Raw genomic sequence first — 26,149 nt, forward strand, 5'->3', positions numbered from 1 at the left:
CCCGGACGCTCAGCGCACCCCGGCGGCGCGCAGCGCGGCCCCGATCTGGTTGAGCGAGAGGTTCGTGGTGACCGTGGAGGAGGCCGCGACGGTGTCGTGGTCGCCGGCGAGGTAACGCACCACCGTCCAGCCGTTGGAGTACTCCGGTTCGAAGACGTCCACCGGGTTCGGCGCGCTGACCAGGTCGTGCGGCGTGCCGGCGTGGTCGGCGAGGGCCTGGAAGGGTGCGGTGGTCACGGTGAAGACCGGTGAGCCGTCGGTGGGGTGGACCTCCAAGAGCGCCCGGAACCAGTACCGGTTGTCCTGGTTGGCGCCCTGGCTGTTCGCCCGCCCGTGGGTGACCAGGCGGTCGACCCACACCGCGCCGACGCGGGCCGGGGCGAAGCGAAGCCACCCGTTGCGCCATGCCGCGGCCAGCGCGAGCAGGCGTCGCCGACGACTGCGTGCGGTGACCAGCGACAGTCCCGCCAGTCCTGCACCCAGCAGGATCAGCACCACGCCCACACCCGTGCCCGAGACCGAGCCGGCGCCGAGCAGCAGCACGCCCACCAGGACCACCGCCACCGCGCAGGCCACCAGCACCAGCTGGGCCGTGGCCAGACCGAACAGGCGGGCCCCGGCGACCGGCATCGTGCCGTTGGCCGACAGCGCGTCGGTCACGGCCTCGTAGTCGGACGGGAAGGGGCAGGCGGTGCCGAAGCGTCCTGCACCGTAGCCGTCCTCGACGAGCCCGCCGGGGTCGGCGATGGTCGTGGCGCTACGCGCGTGGGTGAAGATCCGGGGCACGTCGACGGTCACCGCCTCTCAGTTACGGAAGCCGTGGACGGGGGCGGGGATGTAGCCGCCGCGGGAGATGAACTCCGCGGCGTCCACCGTGCTGACCGGCATGACGGGCGCGTGGCCCAGCAGGCCGCCGAAGTCGACGTCGTCGCCGGGGGAAGAGCCCACCGCAGGCACGACGCGGACGGCCGTGGTCTTGTGGTTCATCACGCCGATGGCCGCCTCGTCGGCGATCATGCCGGCGATGGAGGACGCCGGGGTGTCGCCCGGGATGGCGATCATGTCCAGACCCACCGAACAGATGGCGGTCATCGCCTCGAGCTTCTCGATGGTCAGGTTCCCGGCACGCACCGCGTCGATCATGCCGGCGTCCTCGGAGACCGGGATGAAGGAGCCGGAGAGCCCGCCGACGCGCGAGCAGGCCATCATGCCGCCCTTCTTCACCGCGTCGTTGAGCAGGGCGAGAGCGGCGGTGGTGCCGTGCCCGCCGACCTGACCCAGGCCCATGTGCTCCAGGATGTGGGCGACGGAGTCACCGATGTCGGCCGTCGGGGCCAGCGAGAGGTCCACGATGCCGAAGGGCACGCCCAGACGCTCCGCGGCCATCGTGCCCACGAGCTGGCCGGTGCGGGTCACCTTGAACGCCGCGCGCTTGATCTCCTCGGCGATCTCGTCGAGCCGGGCCTCCGGGCCCAGGGCGGCGACCGCGCGGTCCACGACGCCGGGGCCGGAGACGCCGACGCTGATCACGCAGTCCGGCTCCTCGATGCCGTGGAAGGCACCGGCCATGAAGGGGTTGTCGCCTACCGAGTTGGCGAAGACGACGAGCTTGGCGCAGGCGATCGAACTGCGGTCGGCGGTGGCCTCGGCGCAGTCCTTGACGACCTGGCCCATCTCACGCACCGCGTTCATGTTGATGCCCGCGCGTGAGGACGCGATGTTGACCGACGAGCAGACGACGTCCGTCTCGCTCAGCGCCTCCGGGATGGAGCGGATCAGCCGCTTGTCGCCGGAGGAACCGCCCTTCTCCACGAGGGCGGAGTAGCCGCCGATGAAGTTCACGCCCACGGCGACCGCGGCACGGTCGAGCGCGCGGGCGATGTCCACCGGGTCACAGCCGGGCACCGCGGAGGACACCAGGGCCACCGGGGTGACCGAGATGCGCTTGTTCACGATCGGGATGCCGAGCTCCTCCTCGATGCCGGAACACACCGGGACGAGGTGCTCGGCACGCGAGGTCACCAGGTCGTAGACCGCCTCACAGGTGGCCTCCGGCGTCGCCCGGACGGCGGGCAGGAGGTTGATCCCCATGGTCACCGTGCGGATGTCGAGACGGTAGCGCTGGATCATCTCGATGGTCTCGAGGATCGAGGACGAGGGCAGGAATGCAGTCATGGTGTCCCGGAACCTCAGATCTCGTGCATCGCGTCGAAGATGGCCTGGGACTGGATCGTGATGACCAGCTTCTCCCGCTGTTCCACCTCGCTCATCCGCGCGTTGACCTCGGTGACCGACAGGTCCTCGGGGAGTTCGACGTGCAGGATCATCGTGAACCAGTCGTCCATGATGGTCTGGGAGACGTTGCGGATGTTGATCTGCAGGTCAGCACATGCGGTAGACACGGCTGCGATGATTCCGGTGTGGTCTCGCCCGGTAACGGTCATGATCGCGATCATGAGACACCATGCTACTTGCCGGACGCGACGAGGCACCCACCGGGCCAGGGGGTCTGGCCGGTGGGTGCCTCGGGCGCATTCACGCACGCACACTCACGCGCTGTCGCGGACCTCCGCGGAACGCAGGGACTGCTCGACGATGTCGAGCGCCTCCGGGAGGAGCCCGCTCTCGCGGTCGGACACCAGGTGCGCCATCACGCCCTCGAGTACGAGCTCCAGGAGCTGCAGCGTGGTGGCCGTGGAGATGTCGGTGCGCAGCCGACCGGACTCCCGTTGCTCCTCGAGGCGTTCGGTGACCGCCCCTCGCAGCGCGTTCTGGTCGGCCTCCCACACGCCCCGGAGTTCGTCGTCGAGCCGGATCCGTCGGGTGATCTCCACTCGCAGGCCCCACCACTCGGCGAGTTCGGGGTCCTCCAGGAGGTACCTGATCAGGCCGATCATTCCCCGGTTTCCGGCGAGGTCGGTCATGCGCACCATGTCGCGGTGGGCGACCTCACGGAAGAGGGTCTCCTTGTTGCGGAAGTGGTGGAAGATGGCTCCCCGGGACTTCCCGGTCTCCTTCTCCAGGCGTGACACCGTCGCCCCGTCGTAACCGTAGGTCACGAAGCAGGTCCTGGCTGCGCGGAGGATGTCGGTGCGCCGTTCTGAGAGATCAGTTTCACTGACCTTGGGCATGGACGGGCACCCCTCTCCGGTACACGTCCGCCCGCCTCACGGAGTCCGCGGGGCGGGCGGGGATGGACTACGGGACTAGCCGGACTAGCTGTTTTCCATCATGTTGCGCAGGACGAACTGCAGGATGCCGCCGTTGCGGTAGTACGCGGCCTCACCGGGGGTGTCGATACGGGTGACGGCGTCGAACTCGACGACGTTGCCGTCCTCCTTGGTGGCGGTCACGTGGACGGAGTCCGGGGTGGTGCCCTCGTTCAGGGCCTCGATGCCGGCCAGGTCGAAGGTCTCGGTGCCGTCCAGGCCCAGGGACTTCCAGGACTCGCCCTCCGGGAACTGCAGCGGGATGACACCCATGCCGACCAGGTTGGAGCGGTGGATGCGCTCGAAGCTCTCGGCGATGACGGCCTTGACGCCCAGCAGCAGGGTGCCCTTGGCGGCCCAGTCACGCGAGGAACCGGTGCCGTACTCCTTGCCGCCGAGGACGACCAGCGGGGTCTCCTGCTCGCGGTAGTTGACGGAGGCGTCGTAGATGAACGACTGCGGGCCACCCTCCTGGGTGAAGTCGCGGGTGTAGCCGCCGGTCACGCCGTCGAGCAGCTGGTTCTGCAGACGGATGTTGGCGAAGGTACCGCGGACCATGACCTCGTGGTTGCCACGACGGGCACCCAGCGAGTTGTAGTCCTTGCGCTCGACGCCCTTGGAGTCCAGGTACTGGGCTGCCGGGGTGCCGGGCTTGATGGAGGACGCCGGGGAGATGTGGTCGGTGGTGACCGAGTCGCCCAGCAGCGCCAGGACGCGGGCGCCGCTGACGTCGGAGACGGGGCCCGGGGTGGGCTCCATGCCGTCGAAGTACGGTGCCTTGCGGATGTACGAAGAGGCGTCGTCCCAGGCGAAGGTCTTGCCCTCCGGCACGGGCAGGGACTGCCAGCGCTCGTCGCCCTTGAAGACGTCGGCGTAGTCCTCGGAGTAGAGCTCCTTGGTGATCGAGGACTTGATGACCGACTCGATCTCCTCGGTGGCCGGCCAGATGTCGCGCAGGAAGACGTCGTTGCCGTCGTTGTCCTGGCCCAGCGGCTGGGTCTCGAAGTCGAAGTCCATGGTGCCGGCGATGGCGTAGGCGATCACGAGGATCGGGGACGCCAGGTAGTTCATCTTGATGTCGGGGGAGATACGTCCCTCGAAGTTACGGTTACCGGACAGCACGGCGGTGGCGGCGAGGTCGGCCTCGTTGATGCCCTCGGAGATGGCCTCCGGCAGGGGACCGGAGTTACCGATGCAGGTGGTGCAGCCGTAACCCACGAGGTAGAAGCCCATGGCCTCGAGGTCCTTCCACAGGTCGGCCTTCTCGAAGTAGCCGGTGACGACCTGGGAGCCGGGGGCGATGGAGGTCTTGACCCACGGTGCGGAGTGCAGGCCGAGTGCCGCGGCCTTGCGGGCCAGCAGGCCGGCGCCGACCATGACGGAGGGGTTCGAGGTGTTGGTGCAGGACGTGATCGACGCGATGCCGACCATGCCGTGGTCCAGGACCATGTCCTTGCCGTCGTAGTTGATCTCGATCGGGTTGGACGGACGGCCCTCGTTGCCGGTGGCTGCGGACGGCAGGTTGCCCTTGGCGTCCGCGGCGGTGGCCGGGTTGCCGGTGTGGCCGCCGACGTTGCCGCCTTCGGCGACGAAGTTCTGGGCGTCGGCGTTGCCGGAGTTGCTGTCGGCGTAGTTGTGCAGGTCCTTACGGAACTGTGCCTTGGAGTCGGAGAGCTCGATGCGGTCCTGGGGACGCTTCGGGCCGGCGATGGAGGGCACGACGGTGGAGAGGTCGAGCTCGAGGTACTCGGAGTACTCGGCGTCGTTCTCCGGGTCGAGCCACATGCCCTGCTCCTTGGCGTAGGCCTCGACGCGGTCCAGGGTCTCCTGGTCGCGACCGGTCAGCGCCAGGTAGTCGACGGTCTCCTTGTCGATGGGGAACATCGCGGCGGTGGAGCCGAACTCCGGGGACATGTTGCCGATGGTGGCACGGTTGGCGAGCGGCAGCTCGGCGACACCCTTGCCGTAGAACTCGACGAACTTGCCGACCACGCCGTGCTGGCGCAGCATGTCGGTGATGGTCAGCACCACGTCGGTGGCGGTGACGCCCACGGGGATCTCACCGGAGAGCTTGAAGCCGACGACGCGGGGGATGAGCATGGAGATCGGCTGGCCGAGCATCGCCGCCTCGGCCTCGATGCCGCCGACGCCCCAGCCCAGGATGCCCAGGCCGTTCTCCATCGTGGTGTGGGAGTCGGTACCGACACAGGTGTCGGGGTAGGCCATGCCGTCCTTGTCGAAGATCGACCGGGCCAGGTACTCGATGTTGACCTGGTGGACGATGCCGGTTCCGGGAGGCACGACGCGGAAGTTGTCGAAGGCGCCGGTGGCCCAACGCAGGAGCTTGTAACGCTCCTCGTTGCGCTGGTACTCGATGGCCACGTTCTGCTCGAGGGCGTTCTCGTCACCGAACGCCTCGATGATGACCGAGTGGTCGATGACCATCTCGGCCGGGTTCAGCGGGTTGACCTGGTCGGCGTCGCCGCCGAGGGCCACGACCGCGTCGCGGATGGTGGCGAGGTCGACCACGCAGGCCACACCGGTGAAGTCCTGCATGACCACACGTGCCGGGGTGAACTGGATCTCGATGCTCGGGTCGGCGGACGGGTCCCAGTTGGCGATGGCCTGGATGTGCTCACTGGTGACGTTCGCGCCGTCCTCGTTGCGGAGAAGGTTCTCTCCGAGGACCTTCAGCGAGTAGGGCAGCTTCTCCATACCCGGGACCGCGCTCAGGCGGTACATCTTGTAGGACCGGTCACCGACCTCCAGAGTCCCCTCTGCTCCAAAAGAATTCTTGCTGTCAGTCACGGCAGTACTCCTGAATCTCTTCTCGTTATCGTCGTCAGTTGTGTTGACGTTCGTCTGACGTCATCCCGCGGCGCGGACCTCACGGACCTCGTCTGGACCTGGTCCCCGGCACCGGGCACGATGGTGCCGTCGCGGACTACCACCATTGTGTCAGCAGTTGTCGCGGATTCCGTCGGAACTACTATAACAGTACGACCGTAATGCTACATAACCGCAGGACGTAGAGATTTATGCGTCCCAACCCCGCGTGTCGGCACCCCCGGACGGCGGGGTCAGGTGCTAGAAATCTATACAGTCAGATAACAAACCCACCCACCTCCAGCGAAATGAGCACGCCGTGGACTTCGAGAACGTCGACCTGCAGGCGGTCCTCGACGACATCGCCGAGACCGGGTACTCGACCTCCCAGGCGAGGGAGCAGCCGTCCGCCTCGGACCTGGCCGGCTACCGGGACCTCGCCGACGACGGCGTGGGGGTCGTGGTCGTCGACACCGACGCACTCCAGTCCACGGACCTGCGCAATCTGGCGCAGACCGTGAAGGACTCCGGCGAGGCGGGCGCGGAGGCGTCGACGGTCGTCGTCAGCGCCCCGAACAACACCCAGGTCGTCAGCGACGTGATGTCGCGCTACCAGATCGAGTCGACCCAGGGCGAGCTCCACGGCTCGACGGGACCGCAGGACGTGGCCGCGTTCCTGTCTTCCGCCGAGGACGCCCAGCCGGCGTTCTCCTGGATCTACGTCCTGGCCGTCGCGGGCGTCCTGCTCGCGGTCGCAGCCACCGCCGTGTTCGCCCGCATCACCTACCGCCGCTGAGCGGAAGCCCGGAGAGCGCCCCCGTGGCGCCCAGACAGTTCTGCAGTTAGAAGCTAGCGCGAGCCATCATAAATAGGGGCGGGGAGCCGCGCGAATACACTAGTCAAGGCACTGGGATTGTCTATGCTCAAGTCAAGGTTCAGAGTTTGAGTTGACCTCGGGGGATCATTGCAACGGGACACGCCGAAGCCACCATCTTTGTGACAAAGATCACATTTAAGGAACTGGCCTCTGTGGCCGCAGGTCAAGGCATTCAGCGTGACAAGTGTGCCTGCTGATTCTTATGTGGTTAGTGGGATTCGGGTTTCGCATGGGTCCGGAGTGGCTTACGGTTCAGTTGTCGTCAATTGGTAACGATCCGATATCGGAACGAGACCTGTTCGTGACATTTCCGGCGGTGATCAACCGGGCCGCCGGAACCTGGGCCCGGGCCCTGGACCACCTCGCGGGGAAGCGCGGTGGACAGGTGGCCGAGACAGGCTGACGTCAAGAACGACGACTTGACCGTAATGACCGGTACGCCATTGCAAGGAGAGACTCACCGTGGCACTTAGGCTGAACACCCGCGGCACCGTCCGCAGGTCGACCGTCCGGTCCACTCGGGCGCTGCTGTCCTTCGCGGTGGCCGCAGGACTCGCTGTCCCCGCCGCCACTGCCGTCGCCGCCCCGTCCGACAGCTCATCGAGCGCTGAAGACCAGACCGCCGAGGCCTACCTCGCCGACCTCGTTGGCACCGTCTCCTCGACAGAGGGTGAGGTGTCTTCACTGGAACTCGAGCTCGGTGGGCTCCGTGAGTCGGTGAACAAGGCTCGCGTCGACGTGGACCGGAGCCAGCGCGCCGCCCAGGAGGCACAGGACAACGTCACCGAGGCGCGTAGCCGTCTCGACGGATCCGACTCCGAGGTCAAGGACGCGCAGTCCACCCTCGACGAGCTGGCCCGCTCCGCATACACCCGCGGCGGCGACTCGGCCCCGATCGCACTGGCCTCCGGGTCGGACGCGACGGGCGACACGATCGACCGCGCGACCTACATGCGGATGGCCGCCGAGAAGCAGCAGGCCGACATCGACAAGCTCGACCTCGCGCGCACCCAGGCCGCCAACGAGGAGTCCTCGTTGCGCGTCTCCCGCGATGACGCCGACGGTCTCGTCACCGCGGCCCGTGACGCACACTCCGCCGCGGAGAAGGCGTTCACCGACGCACAGTCGACGATCTCCGCGAAGTCCGCGGAACTCGAGCGCGTCAAGAACACCCTGTCCGATGCGCAGTCGCGTCTGGCTGCCGCGAAGAAGGCCGTGGACAAGGTCTCCGAGAACGCCGCCGCCAGCTCCTTCGACAAGCGCCGCGCCGCCGAGGCGGCCGCCGACGGTATCGAGTCGACGCCCGCCGTCGACACGAAGGTCGACGTCGACGACGGCAACGGTGAGAGCGACGAGGTCGCCGGTCCGACCGCTGACGAGGCGACCGACGAGGCGACCGACGAAGTCACCGAGGACACCACGGACGAGGCCACCGGTGAGGACGCGGTGACCGAGGAGCCGCTCGACGACCAGCTCGTCGACGACACCGAGGCCGACGAGGCCGACGACGCCGCCGACACCGGTGAGGTGCCCGAGGTCGACGAGATCCCGGGGAGCTTCGACGGCAGCACCGAGGGTGACGCCTTGAGGCAGGCCGCGATCGACGGACTCGTCGGCGCGGCGGGCGATGCCGCGTACGCCGGCATCAGCTCCCACCTCTCCGGCGACCCCGACGGGGCTCTCGAGGCTGCGACGAACGCCGGCCGTGAGTCGGCCGCCAACGCCTACGCAAACCTGCCTGAAGGTACCGAAGGCACCGAGGGCGTCGAGGACACCGAAGGTGTCGAGGGCACCGAAGGCGAGGAGGGCGTCCTGCCGGAGGTCAACCCCGGTGAGGGTGAGGAGCCTGCGGAGCCGGACTCCTCCGGTACCAGCGAGGAGCAGATCGAGCGCGTCATCGAGCGCGGCATGGGCCAGCTGGGCGTGACCTACGCCTGGGGCGGCGGCAACGCCGACGGTCCCACCATGGGTGTGCGTGACGGTGGCGTCGCCGACTCCCACGGCGACTACTCCAAGGTCGGTTTCGACTGCTCCGGTCTGATGGTCTACTCCTTCGCCGCGGCCGGCATCCAGCTGGAGAAGTACTCGGGCTACCAGTACACCTCCGGAAACCAGGTCCCGGTCGGCGACGCCAAGCGTGGCGACATGCTCTTCTGGGGTGTGGGCGGCAGCTCCCACGTGGCCCTGTACCTGGGCGACGGGACGATGCTCGAGGCACCGCAGTCCGGCGACGTGGTCAAGGTCTCGCCGGTCCGTTGGGACGGGATCGAGCCGATGGCCGTGCGCATGATCGAGTAGCGCACCCGGGGCCACGGCGGCCCCGTCACACCGACATCACCGCAGGAGTTCACGCATCGCGTGGTCGACTGCGGTGATTCTCGCTGTGCGCACCGCCCCGGACAGCGGCAGCAGCTGCGGGTCGAGTTCGGCGCCGTGGTCGGTCGCGCGGGTGACCTCGATGACGGAGGCGACGACGTCGGCACGGGCCATGAGCTTCTCCGCCCGCGGCGAGACCCCGGGCGGCAGTCCGGGCAGACCGAAGAAGTCGGTCAGGGCGCCGACCGCCAGGCGCGGGGAGTGGTGACGGATCCCGGTCGTGCCGGACGCCTCGACGAGTGCGGCCGCGGCCTCCGTGGCCTCGCGCAGCCGGGTGTCCGCCTCGCCGGGGCCGTAGAACTCGCCGGCGCGCACGCGGCCTTCGCACCGGTACCACACCCACTGCACCAGCGAGTTGTCCACGACCGTGGGCACGACGACATGGGTGACCAGCGGGTCGGCGTCGGCGACGCTGATACCGGCACCGGCGCGTGACACCGCGGCCGCCCCGCGGCTTCCCGCGGGCAGGGCCGGCGGGTCGCCGGGACCGGCGAGGACGAGTCCGACGAGGGGACGCGAGGACAGCTCGACGGGGACGTCACGGGTGACCTCGCGCACGGCGTGCAGCAGGTCGACCAGGCCGGTGGCACGGTCGTCGAAGCGTCCGGCGAAGGGGTCGTCGCCGCCGGGGTCGACGGTCAGGGAGTGCGCCGGGCCCTGGACGTCCTGGAACGCGTCGATGACGTCGTCGGCGGAGACGAGGCCGTGCAGCCACCATCCCAGCCAGACGGTGGTGTTCTGCACCGGGGACCACAGTTGTTCGCGCAGCGGGGTGGCCCGCCTCGTGCCGGTGGCGTCACCGGCGGGGTTTCTTGACGACATTGCACCTAGCCTAGAGTTGGAGCCCATGAGCTTCAACGACAGGTACGGCCGTGACATCCTCGGGGGTTCCGGAGACGGGCAGGGGGCGGCCGGGGGGCACCGTTCCCGCCAGGCCCCGCCGGCACCGGAAATGCCCGCGAAGCCGGGCACCGTCGTCGAGGTCGCCGACGGGGGCTGGGTCGGCGCCGTCGTCGGTTTCGAGAAGACCTACGACGGGCAGTTCGTCCGGCTGGAGGACCGGCACGGCCGCGACCGTCTGTTCAAGTTGCGTCCCGGGGGCTTCCTCGTCGACGGTCGGCCGGTCACCCTCACCCGCTACGTGGCCCCGTCGCAGACGCCGCAGGACCAGCAGCGCTCGAACTCCGGGTCGCGCAGGGTCAGGGACGTGCGCGCCAAGGTCGCGGCCCCCTCGCGGATCTGGGTGGAGGGGTTGCACGACGCCGCCATCGTCGAGCAGGTGTGGGGCCACGACCTGCGCGTGGAGGGGGTCGTGGTGGAATTCATCGAGGGACTCGACAACCTGCCCGCCATGCTCGAGGAGTTCCGCCCGGGCCCCGGCAGGCGGGTCGGAGTGCTCGCCGACCACCTGGTGGAGGGGTCGAAGGAGACCCGGCTGACCCAGGGTCTCGGACCGGACGTGATGGTGACCGGACACCCGTACATCGACATCTGGGAGGCGGTGAAACCGGCGACCGTCGGCATCCGGGCCTGGCCGAAGGTTCCCTACGGGGAGGACTGGAAGAACGGCGTGTGCCAGCGGCTGGGGTGGGGCACGCCGACCGAGGGGTGGCGGCACGTGTACTCCAAGGTGCGGACGTTCCGGGATCTCGACGCCACCCTCATCGGGGCCGTCGAACGTCTCGTGGACTTCGTCACGGAACCCGGGAACCCCGCGAACTGATATTCTGCGGGCATGGGCCCGATTATCTGGTTGATTGCAGCGGCCGTCCTCGCGGTCGGCGAATTCCTGGTCATGGACTTCACGTTGCTGATGCTCGCGGTCGCCGCCCTGACCACCGCCGGGGTCGCCGTCGTGGACATCCCGGTGTGGGCGGAGGTCGGTGTCTTCGGGGCCACCTCCGCGGCCACGCTGCTGCTGTTGCGCCCGGTGCTTCGGCGCCGCTACATCGCGCAGGGCGAGGTCCGGGAGTTCACCACCAAGGAGCTCGAGGGGCAGCCGGCGCAGGTCCTGACCGACGTCACCTCCGAGAACTCGTCGGGCCAGGTGCGCATCGCCGGCGAGATCTGGTCAGCCCGGGCGGCACACCCCGGGTCCTCATTCAGTGAAGGGGACCGTGTGCAGGTCGTCTCCATTGACGGCACCACAGCCGTGGTGTGGAAAGGAGTGTGACCCGTGGAGATGATCTCGATCCTTCTGATCCTCCTCGTCATCCTCGTCGCAGTAGCCCTGTTCAAGTCCGTGGCCTTGATCCCACAGGGGGAGGCTGCGGTCATCGAGCGACTCGGCCGCTACACCAGGACGGTGTCCGGCGGGCTGACGATCCTCGTGCCGTTCATCGACCGGGTCCGCGACCGGGTGGACACCCGTGAGCAGGTCGTGTCGTTCCCTCCCCAGGCCGTGATCACCCAGGACAACCTGACCGTGGCCATCGACATCGTCGTGACCTTCCAGATCAACGACGCCGCGCGGGCGATCTACGGTGTCAACGACTACATCATCGGCGTCGAGCAGATCTCCGTGGCCACGCTGCGTGACGTCGTCGGCGGCATGACGCTGGAGGAGACGCTGACCTCCCGTGACGTGATCAACCGTCGGCTGCGCGGCGAGCTGGACGCCGCCACCACCCGCTGGGGCCTGCGCATCAGCCGCGTGGAGCTCAAGGCCATCGACCCGCCGCCCTCCATCCAGCAGTCCATGGAGATGCAGATGAAGGCGGACCGTGAGAAGCGTGCGATGATCCTCACCGCCGAGGGCCAGCGCGAGTCGGACATCAAGACCGCCGAGGGTAAGAAGCAGGCCCGGATCCTCGGTGCCGAGGGTGACAAGCACGCCCAGATCCTCTCCGCAGAGGCCGAGCGACAGGCTCGCATGCTGCTGGCCGAGGGTGAGCGTGCCGCGAAGTACCTCGAGGCGCAGGGCCAGGCGAAGGCGATCCAGAAGGTCACCGCCGCCATCAAGTCCTCCCAGGTCACCCCGGAGGTGCTGTCCTACCAGTACCTGGAGAAGCTCCCGGAGATGGCGCAGGGCGACGCGAACAAGGTGTGGATGCTGCCGATGCAGTTCGGCGACTCCCTGGAGCAGTTCGCGAAGGCCTTCGCGAACAAGGACGAGGACGGCACCTTCCGCTACGAGCCGACCCCGGTCGACGAGTCCTTCCGCGACGTCGCCAACGAGACGACCTCGGAGAACTGGTTCAACACCGAGTCCGCCCCCGAGATCGCCAAGGCCGTGGCCGAGGCCAATGCGGTGGCCAACCGCTCGGTCGACGAACCGACCGACGTGCCCACCCCGTCACCTGCGTCCCCGTCCGCCACCTCCTCATCCGCCTCCTCCGCGGCGACCGAGGAGGCGGCGGCGGCGATCACCCGAGGGGAAGAGTCTCCGTCCTGGCCAACATATGGACAGCCAGAAGCCAACCAGCCTGCTCAGCCTGCCACCCCGCAGCAGAAAGACGCTGAGACATAGCCTGTTTCGAGATGCCCAGCATCTCCGCCGCCTCACTCTGCAGGTGGCCCTGCCGGACCAGAGCCGTCGCCTCCCGCCCTTCGGCGGTGCGGCGGTTCAGTACGTGGGAGACCAGGGTGAACGCCGCGGCGATGTCCCCGGCCACGTCCGCGCCACGCCCCACCGCCTGCACGCCACCGGGACCGGCCTGCTCGACCCTCGCACGGATCATGCCGGCACGCCGGGAACCCCGCACCGCCCGGCCGGACGCCGCCACGAGCTGGTCGCGCAGCACGGCGTCCGACGCGTCCTCCCGCCCGTCCGCCTCTCCGTCCCCGCCGACCACGGCGCCGATCCCGATGGCGAAGTCGCCGGCCTGGATGAGGTTCATCACGACGCCCGAGGCACTGTCCGCGTCGTCGGCGAGGACGGCGAGTTCACCGGGCCCCAGGACCCGGACGTCGACGACGTTGTGGGCGTTGCCCAGGGCGTCGGCGACCTGTCGGACGTAGTCGGCCCGCCGGAGTGACGTTCCGCGGTATGTGGCGTGGACGGAGTACATGCCCGCCACCCTACATGTGTGTCTACTGTCAGGGCTTGACCGGCCCGGTCCCCGCCGCCGCGAGTTCGGCCCGCACGCCGCGCAACGCACCGGCGGTGAGCGCCAGGCCCACCACGGCGAGCACCACGCTGAGCAGCAGGAACCACGGTTCACCACCGCCGGCCAGCGTGTCCGCGGAGACTACGAGGGCGACGGTGAGCGGGGCGGAGCCCACCACGGTCGCCAGCACACAGGACACCAGCGGGATGCGGCTCAGCCCGCAGGCGTAGTTCAGCAGGCTGAAGGGGACCAGGGGGACCATGCGCAGCCCGAGGACCGCGAGCCAGCCACGGGCCTCCAGGGCCCGCTGCAGGGCGTGCACGCGCGGCATGGTCTCGGCACGACGCACGGCCGGGCCGCCGATCCAGCGTACGAGGAGCAGCGACAGCGTCACCGACAGGGCCATGCCGGTGAGTGCCAGCACACTGCCGACGAGGGGGCCGAAGAGCACGCCGGCGGACACCGTCCAGATGGTGCGGGGGACAGGCAGCTGGGTGGCGCCGACCATCAGGGCCAGGAAGGTCACCCACGCGACGCTCCCGCTGTTCTCCACGGTGGTGCGCACGGAGTCGAGGTCCGGGGTGGGCAGGAGCACGGCCGCGACCACGACGGCGATCCCCAGAGCCACGAGCCCGGCGAAGGGGAGCAGGTGGTCTCTGGACATGTCGGGTACGCCTTCGCGAGGGTCAGTTGAAACGACGAAGAGGCCCACCGTAGTGGGCCTCTTCTGTGGTGTCCGGAGGGGGACTTGAACCCCCACGTCCGTTAATAGGACACTAGCACCTCAAGCTAGCGCGTCTGCCATTCCGCCACCCGGACATGGATGCGGACGCCGAACACGGTCGCGGCTGATATCCAACCCTGTGTCCGTCGCACTCCGGTAACTATAACGAGTCGGTGCCGCGGTGACAAATCTGTGCCGAATGCCCAGGCCGGCGCGTATATCGGGGCACAGGTCGGGCCACCACAGGCTATGACTTCAGAGTCTTACTGCGGGGTACGAAACACTGCGGCATACTGGTTGCCATGAGTGACAAGACCCACCACCAGCCCACCTACCTCGACGACCGGTTCCCCGCCGCGGACCCCTACGCCCCGCTGACCGACCTGCCGCGCCTGGAGGTCTCCAGCGCGGACTTCGGTGACGGTGACCGTCTGCCCGGCGACCAGCTCGGCGGGAGCGACGTCTCCCCGCAGCTGTCGTGGTCGGGGGCTCCGGAGGGTACGCAGTCCTACGCGGTGACCTGCTTCGACCCGGACGCGCCGACGACGTCGGGCTACTGGCACTGGGCGGTGTTCAACATCCCGGCCTCGGTCACCTCGTTGGACGCCGGCACGGGCGACGCCGAGCTGGCCGGCCTGCCGGACGGGGCGATGGCGCTGCGCGGCGACTCGGGCAGCCGCGGCTACTACGGTGCGATGCCCCCGGCCGGGCACGGTCCGCACCGCTACATCTTCGCCGTGCACGCCCTCCCGCAGTTCCTGGAGATCAACGACCGCTCCACCCCGACGATCCTCGGATTCAACCTGAACTTCACGGCCACCGCCCGCGGCCTGCTCTGGGGCTGGGCCGAGAACTAGACGACCGACCGCCCCCGGGCAGTTCGGCTAGTCCTTCCAGGGAAGTTCGGCACCGACGGCCTCGGAGAGGTTCGTCAGACCGTGCTGCCGCACCTGGTGGGCGATACCGAGGTGGATGTCCCGGATCCAGTCGGGGCCGCCGTAGATGAAGCCGGTGTAGCCCTGCAGCAGGGTCGCCCCGGCGCCGATGCGTTCCCACGCCTGCTCCGGTGTCTCGATGCCGCCGACGCCGATCAGGACGAGACGGTCGCCGGCGCGCTGCCGGATACGCCGCAGCACCTCGAGCGCCCGGTCTGCCACCGGGGCGCCGGAGATCCCGCCGGCACCGAGCGCCTTCACGTCGGAGGCGCCGGTGGCGAGGTTGTCCCGGCTGATGGTCGTGTTCGTGGCGATCAGACCGGTGAGGCCGAACTCCAGGGCCATGTCGGTGACCGCGTCCACGTCCTCGTCGGTGAGGTCGGGGGCGATCTTCACGAACAGGGGCCGGTCGCTGGCCTGGCGCACGGACTCCACGATCGGCCGCAGGCTCTCCACGGCCTGCAGGTCGCGCAGCCCGGGGGTGTTGGGCGAGGAGACGTTGATCACCAGGTAGTCGGCGACGTCGTCGACGGCGCGGGCGGACTCGAAGTAGTCGCCGGGGGCGCACTCCACGGGCGTGTTCTTCGTCTTGCCGAGGTTCACCCCCACCGGTTCGGGGGAGACCCGGGTTCCCAGGCGCTTGGCCGCGGCCAGTGCACCGTCGTTGTTGAAGCCCATCCGGTTGAGCAGCGCCCGGTCGGCCGGGAGGCGGAACAGGCGGGGGGTCGGGTTGCCCGGCTGGTGCACCGCGGTGACGGTGCCGACCTCTGCCGAACCGAATCCGAGCGGGCCCCACACGTCGACCTCGGTGGCGTTCTTGTCGAAGCCGGCGGCCAGCCCCAGCGGGCGGGGGAAGCGGACCCCGGCGACGGTCTGCGCGAGCACCGGGTCGGTGACCACGAGGCAGCGGCGCAGTGCCGCGCGCGCCGCGGCGGACCGGGCGGCCACGGACAGTGCGGACGTCATCAGCCCGTGGATGCGTTCGGCCCGCAGCGTGAACAGCACGCGCAGTGAGGAGTCGTAGACGGCCCCGCGGAAGGCACGGAAGGTGGTCATGAGTCTGGTGTCCTCTCGGGAGGGTTAGCTGGGGAGGTCGTCGGCGGGGATGAGTTCACGGGTCCCGTCGGCGGCGACGAGCAGCAGGTCGCCGCTGCCGTCGTCGATGATGTGGCGCACGTCCGAGGTCGTCGGCACCTTGCCGACCTCCTCCGGTGTGCCGGTCGACAGGTCGTAGCCGGTCAGCGTGTTGTCGCCGGTGGTGGACACCCACATGACCTCACGCTCGGAGTCCCACAGCACCGCCCACGCGCCCTCACCGGTGGGCACCGCCTGGGTGTGCCGGATGACGTCGGTGAGGGTGTAGACCAGTGCCTGTCCGCGACGGGCGTCGGAGGCGACGAGCACCCCGTCGGGCTGCGTGCCGGCGGAGACCGTCCCCACGCCCTGGCCGATGCGCAGCGCGGCCACGCGCGACTCGCCGGCGATGTCGATGTCGGTGACGCTGGTCTGCTGCGCGTCGATGAGCGCGGCGCGCCACTCCGCGTCCTCGTTGTCGGCGTCGTCCTCGTTGTCGGCGTTGCGGGTGTTGCCGACCAGCTGCATGTCGCTGCCGGTGGCGGTCATGTCCTCGGAGCTGGTCTCCTCGCCGTCGGCGTCGAACCAGTGGACGTCGCTGTCGGACTCCACGGTCAACGCCACCTTGCCGTCGGGGTGCACCGCGGCGGCGGTCACCTCGCCGGGGGCCTCGAGACTGCGCACCTCCTGGCCTTCGGCGTCGAGGATGCGCACGGTCGTCCCACAGCCCAGCACGACGCCGTCGACCGCACCGGTCACCGTGGTGCACGTGTCGTCGACGTCCACCGACGGTGCGGAGCCGGACGCCACGTCCTCCAGCGGGCCGATCACCAGCCGCCCCTGCTCCAGCGCGGCGACCGGGGCGGGGGAGTCTTCGGTGACGGACGTCCCCACGCCGGCGCGGACCAGGCCCAGCAGGGCCTCGCCGGAGTCGAGCGTGCCCGTCACGTCGGAGGCGTCGGTGTCGGGGGACTCCAGCGGCTTGGCGGCGACGCCGACCACGGTCTCCCCGTCACCGTCGTCGGAACCGTCGGTCCCGATCATCTGCTCGGCGCACCCCGACAACGTCACCAGCGGCACCATGGCCAGGGCCGCGACGGTCAGGGGCTTGGCCGGGCTCATCCGCGGCTGTGTCAACAGGCTTCTCACGCCAATCACGCTACTACACGCGGTGCGGGACTCCGGCCTGTGTCGGGGCGGGGGGCTGTCGCGAAGTGACGGCGAGGTGATGGCGGGGTCGCGGCAGGGTACTCTCGTCAGCCATGGAGTTTTCCTCACATCTCGCCTCCGACGCCGGCGACGTCGTCACCACCACCGACATGGGGTGGTTGCAGACCATCATCCTCTCGATCGTCCAGGGGCTCACCGAGTTCCTGCCGGTGTCCTCCTCAGGGCACATGCGCATCGTCTCCCAGCTGATCTGGGGGGAGGACGCGGGCGCGTCCTTCACCGCCGTGATCCAGCTGGGTACCGAGCTGGCGGTGCTGGTGTTCTTCGCCAAGGACATCTGGATGATCCTGTCGGCCTGGTTCGCCGGTGTCTTCGACCCGGCCAAGCGCGACAACCAGAACTACCGCATGGGCTGGATGGTCATCGCCGCGACGATCCCGGTCGGTCTGATCGGCTTCCTCGCCAAGGACCTCATCCGCGACAACCTGCGCAACCTGTGGATCACCGCGATCGTGCTGATCCTGTTCTCCTTCGTCTTCATCTGGGCGGAGAAGGTCGGCACCCACCAGCGCAGCTACGACAAGCTCACCATGAAGGACGCCCTGCTCATGGGCTTCGCCCAGTGCCTGGCGCTGATCCCCGGGGTGTCGCGCTCCGGTGCGACGGTGTCCGCCGGCCTGTTCCTCAACCTCGACCGTGAGGTCGCCACCCGCTTCTCCTTCCTGCTGGCCATCCCCGCCGTCCTGGCGTCCGGCCTGTTCAGCCTGCCGGACGCCTTCGACCCCGCCGCCGGGCAGGCCGCCAGCGCGCCCCAGCTGGTCGTGGGCACCGCCATCGCCTTCGTCCTGGGTTACGTCTCGATCGCCTGGTTGCTGAAGTTCGTCGCCAACCACTCCTTCGCCTGGTTCGCCCTGTGGCGCATCCCGGTGGGTGTGATCGTGCTGATCCTGCTGGCCACCGGCATGATCAACGCCTGATCCACGCACCGGCCCCACCGGTGGCGTACCGCCGGGCCCGGGGTGACTAGACTCAGGCCCCATGCGTTCCTGGCCCACCCCCGACGTCCCCGTCCTCGCCGGTGACGGTGTCCCGCTCACTCTCCACGACACCGCCGCCGACCACGTCCTGCCGGTCGACACCGGCACCCTGACACCGGCCGGCGAGGTCGGTGTCTACGTCTGCGGGATCACCCCGTACGACTCCACCCACCTCGGCCACGCGGCCACCTACGTGACCTTCGACCTGGCGATCCGCCAGCTGCTCGACAACGGTCACGGCGTGCACTACGTGCAGAACATCACCGACGTCGACGACCCGCTGTTCGAGCGGGCCGAGCGCGACGGGGTGGACTGGCGCGAGCTCGGCGACAGCCAGATCGACCTCTTCCGCTCGGACATGGCGGCGCTCTCCGTCGTCCCGCCGCGAGACTACGTCGGCGCGATGGAGTCGGTCGACGAGGTCATCGACATGGTCGAGCGCCTGGTCACCGCCGGTGCCGCCTACCGTCTCGAAGACGATTTCCCCGACGTCTACGTCGACCACACCTTCACCGAACAGTTCGGCTACGAGTCGCGCTACGACTCCGAGACGATGGCCCGCTTCTTCGGCGAGCGTGGCGGAGACCCGGAGCGTCCCGGCAAGCGGCACCCGATGGACGCGCTGGTCTGGCGCGCCCACCGCGACGGCGAGCCCGCCTGGGACTCGCCCTTCGGCGCCGGACGACCCGGCTGGCACGTGGAGTGCTCCGCCATCGCCACCAACCGCCTGGGCTCCTCGTTCGCCGTCCAGGGCGGCGGCAGTGACCTGCGCTTCCCGCACCACGAGTTCTCCGCGGCCCACGCCGAGGCCGCGCACGGCGTGGAGCGCATGGCCGGGCACTACGTGCACACCGGCATGATCGGTCTGGACGGCACGAAGATGAGCAAGTCGCTGGGCAACCTGGTGTTCGTCTCCCGCCTGACCGCGCAGGGCCACGACCCGGCGGCCATCCGCCTGGGCCTCTACGAGGAGCACTACCGCCGCGACCGCGACTGGTCGGACGCGGTGCTCGCCCGCGCCGAGCGGCGCCTGGCGCACTGGCGCACGGTGGCGGACGCCGCGGTGGACGCCGGGACCGTCACCGCGGTGCGCGCCGCGCTGGCCGACGACCTGGACACCCCGGGCGTCCTGCGTCTCCTCGACTCCTGGTGTGTCGCCTGGGGCGATGCCGGGAGTGACGGGGCACCGGAACCGGACGCACCGACGCTGCGCACCGTGTGCGCGGCCCTGCTGGGGGTGGCACTGTGAACGAGTTCGTCGCCGCGACCGACGCGGCCCGTCAGGAGTTCATCGGGAACCTGCGGTCCATGGCCACCGGCAGCTACCTGCGCGAGGAGGACCGGGAGTTCTGGGAGGCTCCGTTCCCGGAGTCCGTGGTGGACGAGTCCGCCGAGATCCTGCACCGCCTGGTCGCCGGCGTGCGCGCCGACCCGACCGGGGAGGTCGTGCTGCAGGTCATCTCCGCGCACGACGCACTGCGTGCCCTCAGCGACCGGCACGCCGGCGCGGTCTACGAGGACGAGGAGGTCGAGGACTTCCGTGCGCTGGTGACCGTGCTGTGCGAGGAGGTCGGGGCGGACTCCCACGAGGTGCTCGACGACCTCGACAGCATCATCGAGCAGGAGTAGCCGGGGGAGCTACATCACCCGGCCGGCTGCAGCAGCAGCGACTGGCTGGTCGAGCCGAGGGGACCACGGGCGTCGTGGAGGCGTCCGATGGTCAGCCCGACCCCGTCGGGTCCCAGGTTGGCCTCGGCCTGCACCCCGGTCCACCCGTCGCCGGCCCACCCCTGCCCGGGCAGGCGGTGCAGCGACACGGTGAGGTCGGTGTTCATGAACTGCCACTCACGCGGGTCGAGGACGCGGTCGACGCCGTTGGTGGCGTCCGCCACGGCCATCAGGGAGGTCCAGGGGGAGTCGGGGACACCGGCGACGACGGGGATCGTGCTGCGTATCCAGGCCTGGCGTCCGGAGCCGTACATCTCGATGGTGTCGATGTACGGGCTCGCCCAGGCCTCGAGGAACTCCGTGGCGTCGGCGCACCGGTCACGGGGGAGCATCTCCGCGGCGCTGGGCACCTGCGGGTTCTCCACGGCGGTGGTGTCGGTGGTCCTGATCCACCAGGCGCTGCCGCGCACGACCTCGCGGCCGGAGGTGTCGGTGACGACGGCCTCCAGGTAACTGATCCGCCGGCCCGGGCGCACGACCCTGGCGGTGGTGCGCAACCGTGCCACCGGCACGGCGCCGAGCAGTTCGGTGGTGACGCGCACGAGGCGCCCTCCCTGCGGTGCGGCCTTTTCGAGGACGTGGGTGACCAGGGCGGACGGGGGAGCGCCGTGCTGCAGGTCCGGGCCCCAGGGGCTCACGGTGTGCGCGGTGGCGACGTAGTCGGTCCAGGTGGCCCCGAGGTCGTCGGTGGTCACGGCCGCGGGCTCGAAGTAGGCGTCGGTGGAGTGGGCGGGGGTGGAGATGTCTGGGGTGACGGAGGTCATGGTGGGCGATTGTATCGGCCGGTCGTCCCGGCGGGCATGATGGGAAGCATGAAGGCGATTCTCTGGGACATGGACGGCACACTCGTCGACACCGAACCGCTGTGGGGTGAGGCGACGTACGCGATGGCCGCGGCGATGGGCCGTGAACTGACCCCGGAGGTCCGGGCCACGACGGTGGGCGGCACCGCGGACGGGACGGTGCGCCTGGTGGCGCGGTGGGCGGGGCTGGAGCCCACCGACGACGAGGTCGACGGGTGGATCACCTGGCTCTACGACCACGTCTCCGCCCTCTTCGCCGAGGGGCTGGAACTGCGTCCGGGCGTCGGCGGGCTGCTCGCCGAGGGCCACCGGGCCGGTCTGCCGATGATGGTGGTCACGAACACCTTCCGTTCGCTGACGGACCAGGCCCTGGGCTCGATCGGCCACGAGTTCTTCGTCGACTCGGTGTGCGGCGACGAGGTGGCCACGGGCAAACCCGACCCGACGCCCTACCTGTTGGCCGCCGACCGGCTCGGCCTGGCCCCCGACGACTGCCTGGTGATGGAGGACTCCACCAACGGCATGACCTCCGCGGTCGCCGCGGGGTGCCGGGTCGTGGGACTTCCCGCGGACGGGGCTGTGGTGCCGGACGGTGCGGTGCCGGTGGCGGTGCTGCGTGGCGGGGAGCCGAATCTCGGGGGACTGGTCATCGACGACCTGCGCGGCTTCTGGGAACAGCTCGGTCGCGCCCGGGTGGGGTGAGCGGTCGGGGTGACCGCGTCGGCGCGCGGGTGCTGGTCTGTGACAGAATGAGTGCCGTGAAGAACTTCGACTCCCTGTTTGAGGAACTGTCCCAGCGTGCCGCGGATCGTCCCGCCGGCTCCGGAACCGTGGAGGCACTCGACGCTGGGGTGCATTTCCAGGGCAAGAAGATCGTCGAGGAGGCCGGTGAGGTCTGGCTCGCCGCGGAGTACCAGTCCGACGACGAGCTCTCCGAGGAGATCTCCCAGCTGATCTACTGGCTGCAGGTCGTGATGGTCGGCCGCGGCCTGAACCCTGCCGACATCTACAAGTTCCTCTGAGAGGCGGCGGCGTGAGCAATCCAGAGAACAACCAGCCCGACCTGCTGCGGGTCGCGGTCCCCAACAAGGGGTCGCTGTCGGAGACCGCCACGGAGATCCTCTCCGAGGCCGGTTACCCGGGCCGTGGCGACTCCAAGTCCTTGACCGTGGTCGACGCCGACAACGGCGTCGAGTTCTACTTCCTGCGCCCCAAGGACATCGCGATCTACGTGGCCAGCGGCCACCTGGACATGGGCATCACCGGCCGGGACCTGGCCGCGGACACCCGTGAGGAGACCGAGGAGCTCCTCGAGCTCGGCTTCGGCGACTCGACCTTCCGCTACGCCGCGCCCGCCGACCAGGAGTGGACGGTGGAGGGGCTGCAGGGCCGTCGCATCGCGACGTCCTACCCCAACCTCGTGCGCCGCGACCTGCAGTCCCGCGGCATCGACGCCACCGTCGTGCGTCTGGACGGCGCGGTGGAGATCTCGATCCGCCTCGGCGTGGCGGACGCCATCGCCGACGTCGTCTCCACCGGCCGTACCCTGCGCCAGCAGGGGCTGCGTCCCTTCGGCGACCCGGTGATCAGCTCGACGGCGGTGGTCGTGGGGCGTCGCGGTGCCCCCGTCGACGACCGGCAGCGGGTGCTGCTCAAGCGCATCGAGGGGATCCTGCACGCACGCAACTACGTGATGCTGGACTACAACTGCTCCCGGGACATCCTCGACCGGGCCGCGGCGGTCACGCCCGGCCTGTCGGCGCCCACGGTCGCCCCGTTGGCCCAGGACAACTGGGTGGCGGTGCGTGCCATGGTGCCGCGCAAGGACGCCAACACCCTGATGGACAATCTCTCGGCGCTGGGTGCCGAGGCGATCCTCGCCAGCGACATCCGCATCGCACGAATCTGATCTGACCCTCCAACCCCCCTTTCCCGAAAGGCCACGACCTCCCATGACCGTCCCCGAGTACCGGCCCGAGTCTTCGCCGGTCACGTCCTCGACTCAGCTGATCACGGCTGCTGAGACCCATTCCCTCAGCGCCCATGCCGCGGACACCTTCCGCACCGAGGAGGACCTGCTCGGCACCATGCAGGTGCCCGAGCACGCCTACTACGGCGTGCACGCACTGCGTGCGGTGGACAACTTCCAGATCTCCCGGACCACGTTGAACCAGCTGCCGGAGTTCATCCGCGGCATGGTGCAGGTCAAGAAGGCGGCGGCGCTGGCCAACCAGCGGCTGCACACCCTGCCGACGGAGAAGGCCGAGGCGATCGTCTGGGCCTGCGACCGGATCCTGCTCGACCACCGCTGCATGGACCAGTTCCCGATCGACGTCTACCAGGGCGGTGCGGGCACGTCGACGAACATGAACGTCAACGAGGTCGTCGCCAACCTGGCGTTGGAGTACCTGGGCAAGCCCAAGGGCAGCTACGACGTGATCAACCCCAACGACGACGTCAACATGGGCCAGTCCACCAACGACGCCTACCCGACGGGGTTCCGGCTGGGCATCCACACCGCCTTCCAGGACCTGATCCGCCACCTCAGCGCGCTGGAGCGCGCCTTCTCGAACAAGGGTGACGAGTTCCGCGACGTGATCACCATGGGCCGCACCCAGCTGCAGGACGCCGTGCCGGTGAGCCTGGGCGACGAGCTCACCGCCTTCGCCCAGAACCTGTCGGAGGAGCAGGCCCAGCTCGACCGGGCCGCCGGCTTCATGCTGGAGGTCAACCTCGGTGGTACGGCGATCGGCACGGGCGTCAACGCGCACACCGGTTACCGCGCCGAGGTCATCGAGGCGCTGCGTGAGGTCACCGACCTGGACATCGTCTCCGCCAACGACCTGCTCGAGGCCACCAGCGACACCGGCGCGTACGTCAACGCCAGCTCCGTGGTCAAGCGTGTGGCGATGAAGCTGTCGAAGATCTGCAACGACCTCCGCCTGCTGTCCTCGGGTCCGCGTGCCGGGCTCAACGAGATCAACCTGCCGGAGCGTCAGGCGGGGTCGTCGATCATGCCGGCGAAGGTGAACCCGGTGATCCCGGAGGTCGTCAACCAGATCTGCTTCAAGGTCTTCGGCAACGACGTGACCATCTCGATGGCCGCGGAGGCCGGCCAGCTGCAGCTCAACGTGATGGAGCCGGTGATCGCGCAGTCCCTGTTCGAGTCGATCCGTCTGCTCGCCCGCGCCTGCACCACGCTGCGCACGCTGTGCGTGGTGGGCATCACCGCCAACGAGGACGTGTGCCGCTCCTACGTCGAGCACTCCATCGGTATCGTCACCTACCTCAACCCGCTGATCGGCCACCACAACGGTGACCTGGTCGGCAAGGAGTGCGCACGCACGGGCAAGTCGGTGCGTGAGGTCGTGCTGGAGCGCGAGCTGCTGGACGCCGAGACGCTCGACCAGGTGCTCAGCAAGGAGAACCTGCTGCACCCGGTGTGGCGCGGCACGCTCTACGACAACTGAGCCCCGACACCCGCCACGGCACCCTGCCACGGCACCGGGGGTGTTCCCCGGGTGTCCCCACGCGGGGGGTGAATCCCGCACGGCCGCCCACGAGGTTAGTTTTCATGACTAACATCATGGGCGTGACATACCCCGCTGACAGCACCAGCACCACCGACACCACCACACTCAGCTACCGCACCATCCTGGGGGAAGTTCCCTGGTCACTGCGTGATATCGCCGTCGTCCGGGACAAGGGGAGACCGGACGACTCCGCCCGTGCCTGGGCACTCAGTCTGCCCCACGGACTCGCCGACGGCAGGATGGTCGACGGCCCCGCCGCCGCACACCCCCCGAACGCGGGGTTCCAGAAGATCTTCGTCGTCGACCCGGGCGAGACCCACCGCCACCACCTGGCCCGCGTCTTCGGCATCCGCTCCGGCCAGGACGCCCTCGACGCCGTCGCCGACCGGCTCTCCGCGGCAGGGGACCCGGCCTACAGTTCACAGCACGGCGTCCTCGCCGACCTGTGCGCCACCGCATGGTCCGAGCGTCCGGCGGCCCACACGGTCCTGGGGCCGGTGGACGCCGACCACCACCACGTGGTCGTGCCGTTCCTGCAGCCCGAGGCGTACCAGGCCCTTCCCCCGACCCCGCCGGAGGACATCTGTGCCTGGGACATCTCGGTCGCCGTACACCTGCTGTGGCTGGCCCACGGCGGGGGACTGCTCACCGAAGAGCAGTGCGATGCACCCCTGGGCCGCGCCCTGGCGATGGCGCGGGACGCCTACGGCAGCTGGACGGACTACGCCGACGGTGTGGTCGTCGGCCGGGCGGTGTCCGACGGGCGCCTGGACGACTCCTGCCACCGCTTCGTCCACGACACCGCCGTGGCGCTGAACCACCCGGACTCGCCGTGGTTCCGCCTGGACCTGCAGGGGTAGCCTGGCGGGCATGCTCCCTGACCTCGTGACCCCGGTCCACCGGTCCGCACTGCGCTCGATCGCCCGGGTCGTCGACGAGACCGCCACACCCACCCCGCCGGACGAGGCGCTGCAGGCGCTCACCGCGCAGCTGCGCGCCACCCCGGCGCTGGTGCTCACCGGCGCCGGGGTGTCCACCGACTCCGGGGTGCCGGACTACCGGGGCCCGTCCGGGTCGTTGACCCGCCACCGTCCGATGACCTACCAGGAGTTCCGGCACGACCCGGACGCCTCGCACCGCTACTGGGCACGCTCCTTCGTCGGCTGGCGCCGCATGGCCGCCGCACGGCCCAACCTCACCCACTACGCCCTCGTCGAGCTTGAGCAGGCGGGTCTGGTCACCGGGGTGGTCACCCAGAACGTCGACGGGTTGCACGCCGCGGCCGGCTCGCACAACCTGCTCAGCCTGCACGGGGATCTGGCGCGGGTGATCTGCCTGGACTGCGGGCACCTCGAGGACCGTCCGTCGTTGGACGCCCGGCTGGAGGAACTCAACCCCGGCTACGCCGAGAGCATCCGGTTGGACGCCTCGCAGGTCAACCCGGACGGCGACGTGAGCCTCGACGAGGCCCACGTCCGCGAGTTCCGCATGGCCGGGTGCCGGCGGTGCGGCAGCATCCTGCTCAAACCGGACGTCGTCTACTTCGGTGAGCCGGTGCCGGCCGAACGAAAGCACCGCGCGGACTCCATGCTGGACACGGCGTCCAGCCTGCTGGTCGTCGGCTCGTCGCTGGCGGTGATGAGCGGGTACCGCCTGGCGTTGGACGCCGCACGCCAGGGCAAGACGGTCGCGGTGGTCAACGGCGGGCCGGGACGCGCCGACCGCCGCGCCGACGTGCTCTGGCGCACCCCGGTGGCCCCGGCGTTCCTCTCGTTGCTGGACGCCCTCGACCTCTCCTGAGCGCTCAG

Annotated in this window: 26 protein-coding genes and 1 tRNA gene; 15 read left to right on the forward strand and 12 right to left on the reverse strand. The window is 69.4% G+C overall.

The features are described 5' to 3' along the window. Positions 1–9: 9 nt before the first annotated feature. From ACT3UN_RS03325 to acnA, 5 genes are all read right to left on the reverse strand, one after another. The gene (locus ACT3UN_RS03325; RefSeq protein ID WP_301442667.1) at positions 10–798 is read right to left on the reverse strand and encodes a hypothetical protein; all 789 of its coding nucleotides are present in this window, start codon (positions 796–798) and stop codon (positions 10–12) included. A gap of 6 nt (positions 799–804) precedes the next feature. Then, positions 805–2,175, reverse strand: a complete 1,371-nt coding sequence (locus tag ACT3UN_RS03330) for a PFL family protein (protein WP_301442666.1) — start codon at positions 2,173–2,175, stop codon at positions 805–807. A 14-nt stretch (positions 2,176–2,189) separates the two neighbouring features. Next, positions 2,190–2,456, reverse strand: a complete 267-nt coding sequence (locus ACT3UN_RS03335; RefSeq protein WP_301442665.1) for an ACT domain-containing protein — start codon at positions 2,454–2,456, stop codon at positions 2,190–2,192. A 93-nt stretch (positions 2,457–2,549) separates the two neighbouring features. Continuing rightward, positions 2,550–3,131, reverse strand: coding sequence for a TetR/AcrR family transcriptional regulator (locus ACT3UN_RS03340; RefSeq protein WP_301442664.1), 582 nt, complete (start codon positions 3,129–3,131; stop codon positions 2,550–2,552). A gap of 84 nt (positions 3,132–3,215) precedes the next feature. Next, positions 3,216–6,017: an aconitate hydratase AcnA gene (gene acnA, locus ACT3UN_RS03345; RefSeq protein WP_441579648.1), complete on the reverse strand. Its 2,802-nt coding sequence runs from the start codon at positions 6,015–6,017 to the stop codon at positions 3,216–3,218. A 337-nt stretch (positions 6,018–6,354) separates the two neighbouring features. Here acnA and ACT3UN_RS03350 point away from each other — a divergent pair, with 337 nt between their 5' ends. Together ACT3UN_RS03350 and ACT3UN_RS03355 are read left to right on the forward strand one after the other, a co-directional pair. Then, positions 6,355–6,831: an Rv1476 family membrane protein gene (locus ACT3UN_RS03350; protein ID WP_444656298.1), complete on the forward strand. Its 477-nt coding sequence runs from the start codon at positions 6,355–6,357 to the stop codon at positions 6,829–6,831. Between the two features lie 543 nt (positions 6,832–7,374). After that, positions 7,375–9,210, forward strand: coding sequence for a DIP1281 family NlpC/P60 protein (locus ACT3UN_RS03355; protein WP_444656300.1), 1,836 nt, complete (start codon positions 7,375–7,377; stop codon positions 9,208–9,210). A 36-nt stretch (positions 9,211–9,246) separates the two neighbouring features. Here the strand turns inward: ACT3UN_RS03355 and ACT3UN_RS03360 are convergent, their stop codons facing one another. After that, positions 9,247–10,110 carry a hypothetical protein gene (locus ACT3UN_RS03360; RefSeq protein ID WP_301444201.1) on the reverse strand — a complete coding sequence of 288 codons (864 nt, stop codon included), beginning with the start codon at positions 10,108–10,110 and terminating at the stop codon, positions 9,247–9,249. Positions 10,111–10,135: 25 nt separating this feature from the next. Here ACT3UN_RS03360 and ACT3UN_RS03365 point away from each other — a divergent pair, with 25 nt between their 5' ends. Genes ACT3UN_RS03365 through ACT3UN_RS03375 form a run of 3 tightly spaced genes read left to right on the forward strand, consistent with a single transcriptional unit; the run spans position 10,136 to position 12,757 of the window. Then, the gene (locus tag ACT3UN_RS03365; RefSeq protein ID WP_444656302.1) at positions 10,136–11,011 is read left to right on the forward strand and encodes a DUF3097 domain-containing protein; all 876 of its coding nucleotides are present in this window, start codon (positions 10,136–10,138) and stop codon (positions 11,009–11,011) included. A gap of 12 nt (positions 11,012–11,023) precedes the next feature. Continuing rightward, positions 11,024–11,461: an NfeD family protein gene (locus ACT3UN_RS03370; RefSeq protein WP_301442560.1), complete on the forward strand. Its 438-nt coding sequence runs from the start codon at positions 11,024–11,026 to the stop codon at positions 11,459–11,461. Between the two features lie 9 nt (positions 11,462–11,470). Beyond that, the gene (locus ACT3UN_RS03375) at positions 11,471–12,757 is read left to right on the forward strand and encodes an SPFH domain-containing protein (RefSeq protein WP_441582040.1); all 1,287 of its coding nucleotides are present in this window, start codon (positions 11,471–11,473) and stop codon (positions 12,755–12,757) included. On the opposite strand, the gene ACT3UN_RS03380 is transcribed toward ACT3UN_RS03375, so the two are convergent. From ACT3UN_RS03380 to ACT3UN_RS03390, 3 genes are all read right to left on the reverse strand, one after another. After that, positions 12,654–13,298, reverse strand: a complete 645-nt coding sequence (locus tag ACT3UN_RS03380; RefSeq protein ID WP_301442562.1) for a DNA-binding protein — start codon at positions 13,296–13,298, stop codon at positions 12,654–12,656. The genes ACT3UN_RS03375 and ACT3UN_RS03380 overlap by 104 nt on opposite strands. A gap of 28 nt (positions 13,299–13,326) precedes the next feature. Further along, positions 13,327–14,001, reverse strand: coding sequence for a TVP38/TMEM64 family protein (locus tag ACT3UN_RS03385; RefSeq protein ID WP_301442563.1), 675 nt, complete (start codon positions 13,999–14,001; stop codon positions 13,327–13,329). A gap of 66 nt (positions 14,002–14,067) precedes the next feature. Then, a tRNA-Leu gene (locus ACT3UN_RS03390) sits at positions 14,068–14,156 on the reverse strand. Positions 14,157–14,363: 207 nt separating this feature from the next. On the opposite strand from ACT3UN_RS03390, the gene ACT3UN_RS03395 reads away from it, so the two are divergent. After that, a complete protein-coding gene (locus ACT3UN_RS03395; RefSeq protein ID WP_301442564.1) occupies positions 14,364–14,918 on the forward strand; it encodes a YbhB/YbcL family Raf kinase inhibitor-like protein in 555 nt (184 codons plus the stop codon). Positions 14,919–14,945: 27 nt separating this feature from the next. Here the strand turns inward: ACT3UN_RS03395 and ACT3UN_RS03400 are convergent, their stop codons facing one another. Both ACT3UN_RS03400 and ACT3UN_RS03405 read right to left on the reverse strand, forming a co-directional pair. Continuing rightward, positions 14,946–16,052, reverse strand: coding sequence for a quinone-dependent dihydroorotate dehydrogenase (locus ACT3UN_RS03400; protein ID WP_301442565.1), 1,107 nt, complete (start codon positions 16,050–16,052; stop codon positions 14,946–14,948). 24 nt (positions 16,053–16,076) lie between these two features. After that, positions 16,077–17,219, reverse strand: a complete 1,143-nt coding sequence (locus tag ACT3UN_RS03405) for a hypothetical protein (protein WP_444626762.1) — start codon at positions 17,217–17,219, stop codon at positions 16,077–16,079. A gap of 170 nt (positions 17,220–17,389) precedes the next feature. On the opposite strand from ACT3UN_RS03405, the gene ACT3UN_RS03410 reads away from it, so the two are divergent. The 3 genes from ACT3UN_RS03410 (at position 17,390) to ACT3UN_RS03420 (ending at position 19,906) form a co-directional block, all read left to right on the forward strand. Further along, positions 17,390–18,217 (forward strand): undecaprenyl-diphosphate phosphatase, encoded by an 828-nt coding sequence (locus ACT3UN_RS03410; protein ID WP_301442575.1) that lies wholly within the window; start codon positions 17,390–17,392, stop codon positions 18,215–18,217. Between the two features lie 61 nt (positions 18,218–18,278). Continuing rightward, the gene (gene mshC / locus ACT3UN_RS03415; protein ID WP_444656304.1) at positions 18,279–19,526 is read left to right on the forward strand and encodes a cysteine--1-D-myo-inosityl 2-amino-2-deoxy-alpha-D-glucopyranoside ligase; all 1,248 of its coding nucleotides are present in this window, start codon (positions 18,279–18,281) and stop codon (positions 19,524–19,526) included. Continuing rightward, complete coding sequence (locus tag ACT3UN_RS03420) at positions 19,523–19,906, forward strand: hypothetical protein (protein WP_444626766.1); 384 nt, start codon at positions 19,523–19,525, stop codon at positions 19,904–19,906. The genes mshC and ACT3UN_RS03420 overlap by 4 nt, the downstream gene beginning before the upstream one ends. Positions 19,907–19,920: 14 nt before the next feature. Here the strand turns inward: ACT3UN_RS03420 and ACT3UN_RS03425 are convergent, their stop codons facing one another. Continuing rightward, the gene (locus tag ACT3UN_RS03425; RefSeq protein ID WP_301442569.1) at positions 19,921–20,769 is read right to left on the reverse strand and encodes a thioesterase family protein; all 849 of its coding nucleotides are present in this window, start codon (positions 20,767–20,769) and stop codon (positions 19,921–19,923) included. Between the two features lie 48 nt (positions 20,770–20,817). On the opposite strand from ACT3UN_RS03425, the gene ACT3UN_RS03430 reads away from it, so the two are divergent. The 6 genes from ACT3UN_RS03430 (at position 20,818) to ACT3UN_RS03455 (ending at position 26,141) form a co-directional block, all read left to right on the forward strand. After that, the gene (locus ACT3UN_RS03430) at positions 20,818–21,510 is read left to right on the forward strand and encodes an HAD family hydrolase (RefSeq protein WP_301442570.1); all 693 of its coding nucleotides are present in this window, start codon (positions 20,818–20,820) and stop codon (positions 21,508–21,510) included. Between the two features lie 56 nt (positions 21,511–21,566). Next, positions 21,567–21,830, forward strand: coding sequence for a phosphoribosyl-ATP diphosphatase (locus tag ACT3UN_RS03435; RefSeq protein ID WP_301442571.1), 264 nt, complete (start codon positions 21,567–21,569; stop codon positions 21,828–21,830). 41 nt (positions 21,831–21,871) lie between these two features. After that, positions 21,872–22,717 (forward strand): ATP phosphoribosyltransferase, encoded by an 846-nt coding sequence (gene hisG, locus ACT3UN_RS03440; RefSeq protein WP_301442576.1) that lies wholly within the window; start codon positions 21,872–21,874, stop codon positions 22,715–22,717. Between the two features lie 43 nt (positions 22,718–22,760). Further along, the gene (gene aspA / locus ACT3UN_RS03445) at positions 22,761–24,278 is read left to right on the forward strand and encodes an aspartate ammonia-lyase (RefSeq protein ID WP_301442572.1); all 1,518 of its coding nucleotides are present in this window, start codon (positions 22,761–22,763) and stop codon (positions 24,276–24,278) included. Positions 24,279–24,400: 122 nt separating this feature from the next. Further along, complete coding sequence (locus ACT3UN_RS03450; RefSeq protein ID WP_441582038.1) at positions 24,401–25,201, forward strand: DUF1266 domain-containing protein; 801 nt, start codon at positions 24,401–24,403, stop codon at positions 25,199–25,201. 10 nt (positions 25,202–25,211) lie between these two features. Then, a complete protein-coding gene (locus ACT3UN_RS03455) occupies positions 25,212–26,141 on the forward strand; it encodes a Sir2 family NAD-dependent protein deacetylase (RefSeq protein ID WP_301442574.1) in 930 nt (309 codons plus the stop codon). Positions 26,142–26,149 lie beyond the last annotated feature (8 nt).

This window comes from Corynebacterium sp. AOP12-C2-36, assembly GCF_052379185.1.
Lineage (GTDB): Bacteria > Actinomycetota > Actinomycetes > Mycobacteriales > Mycobacteriaceae > Corynebacterium.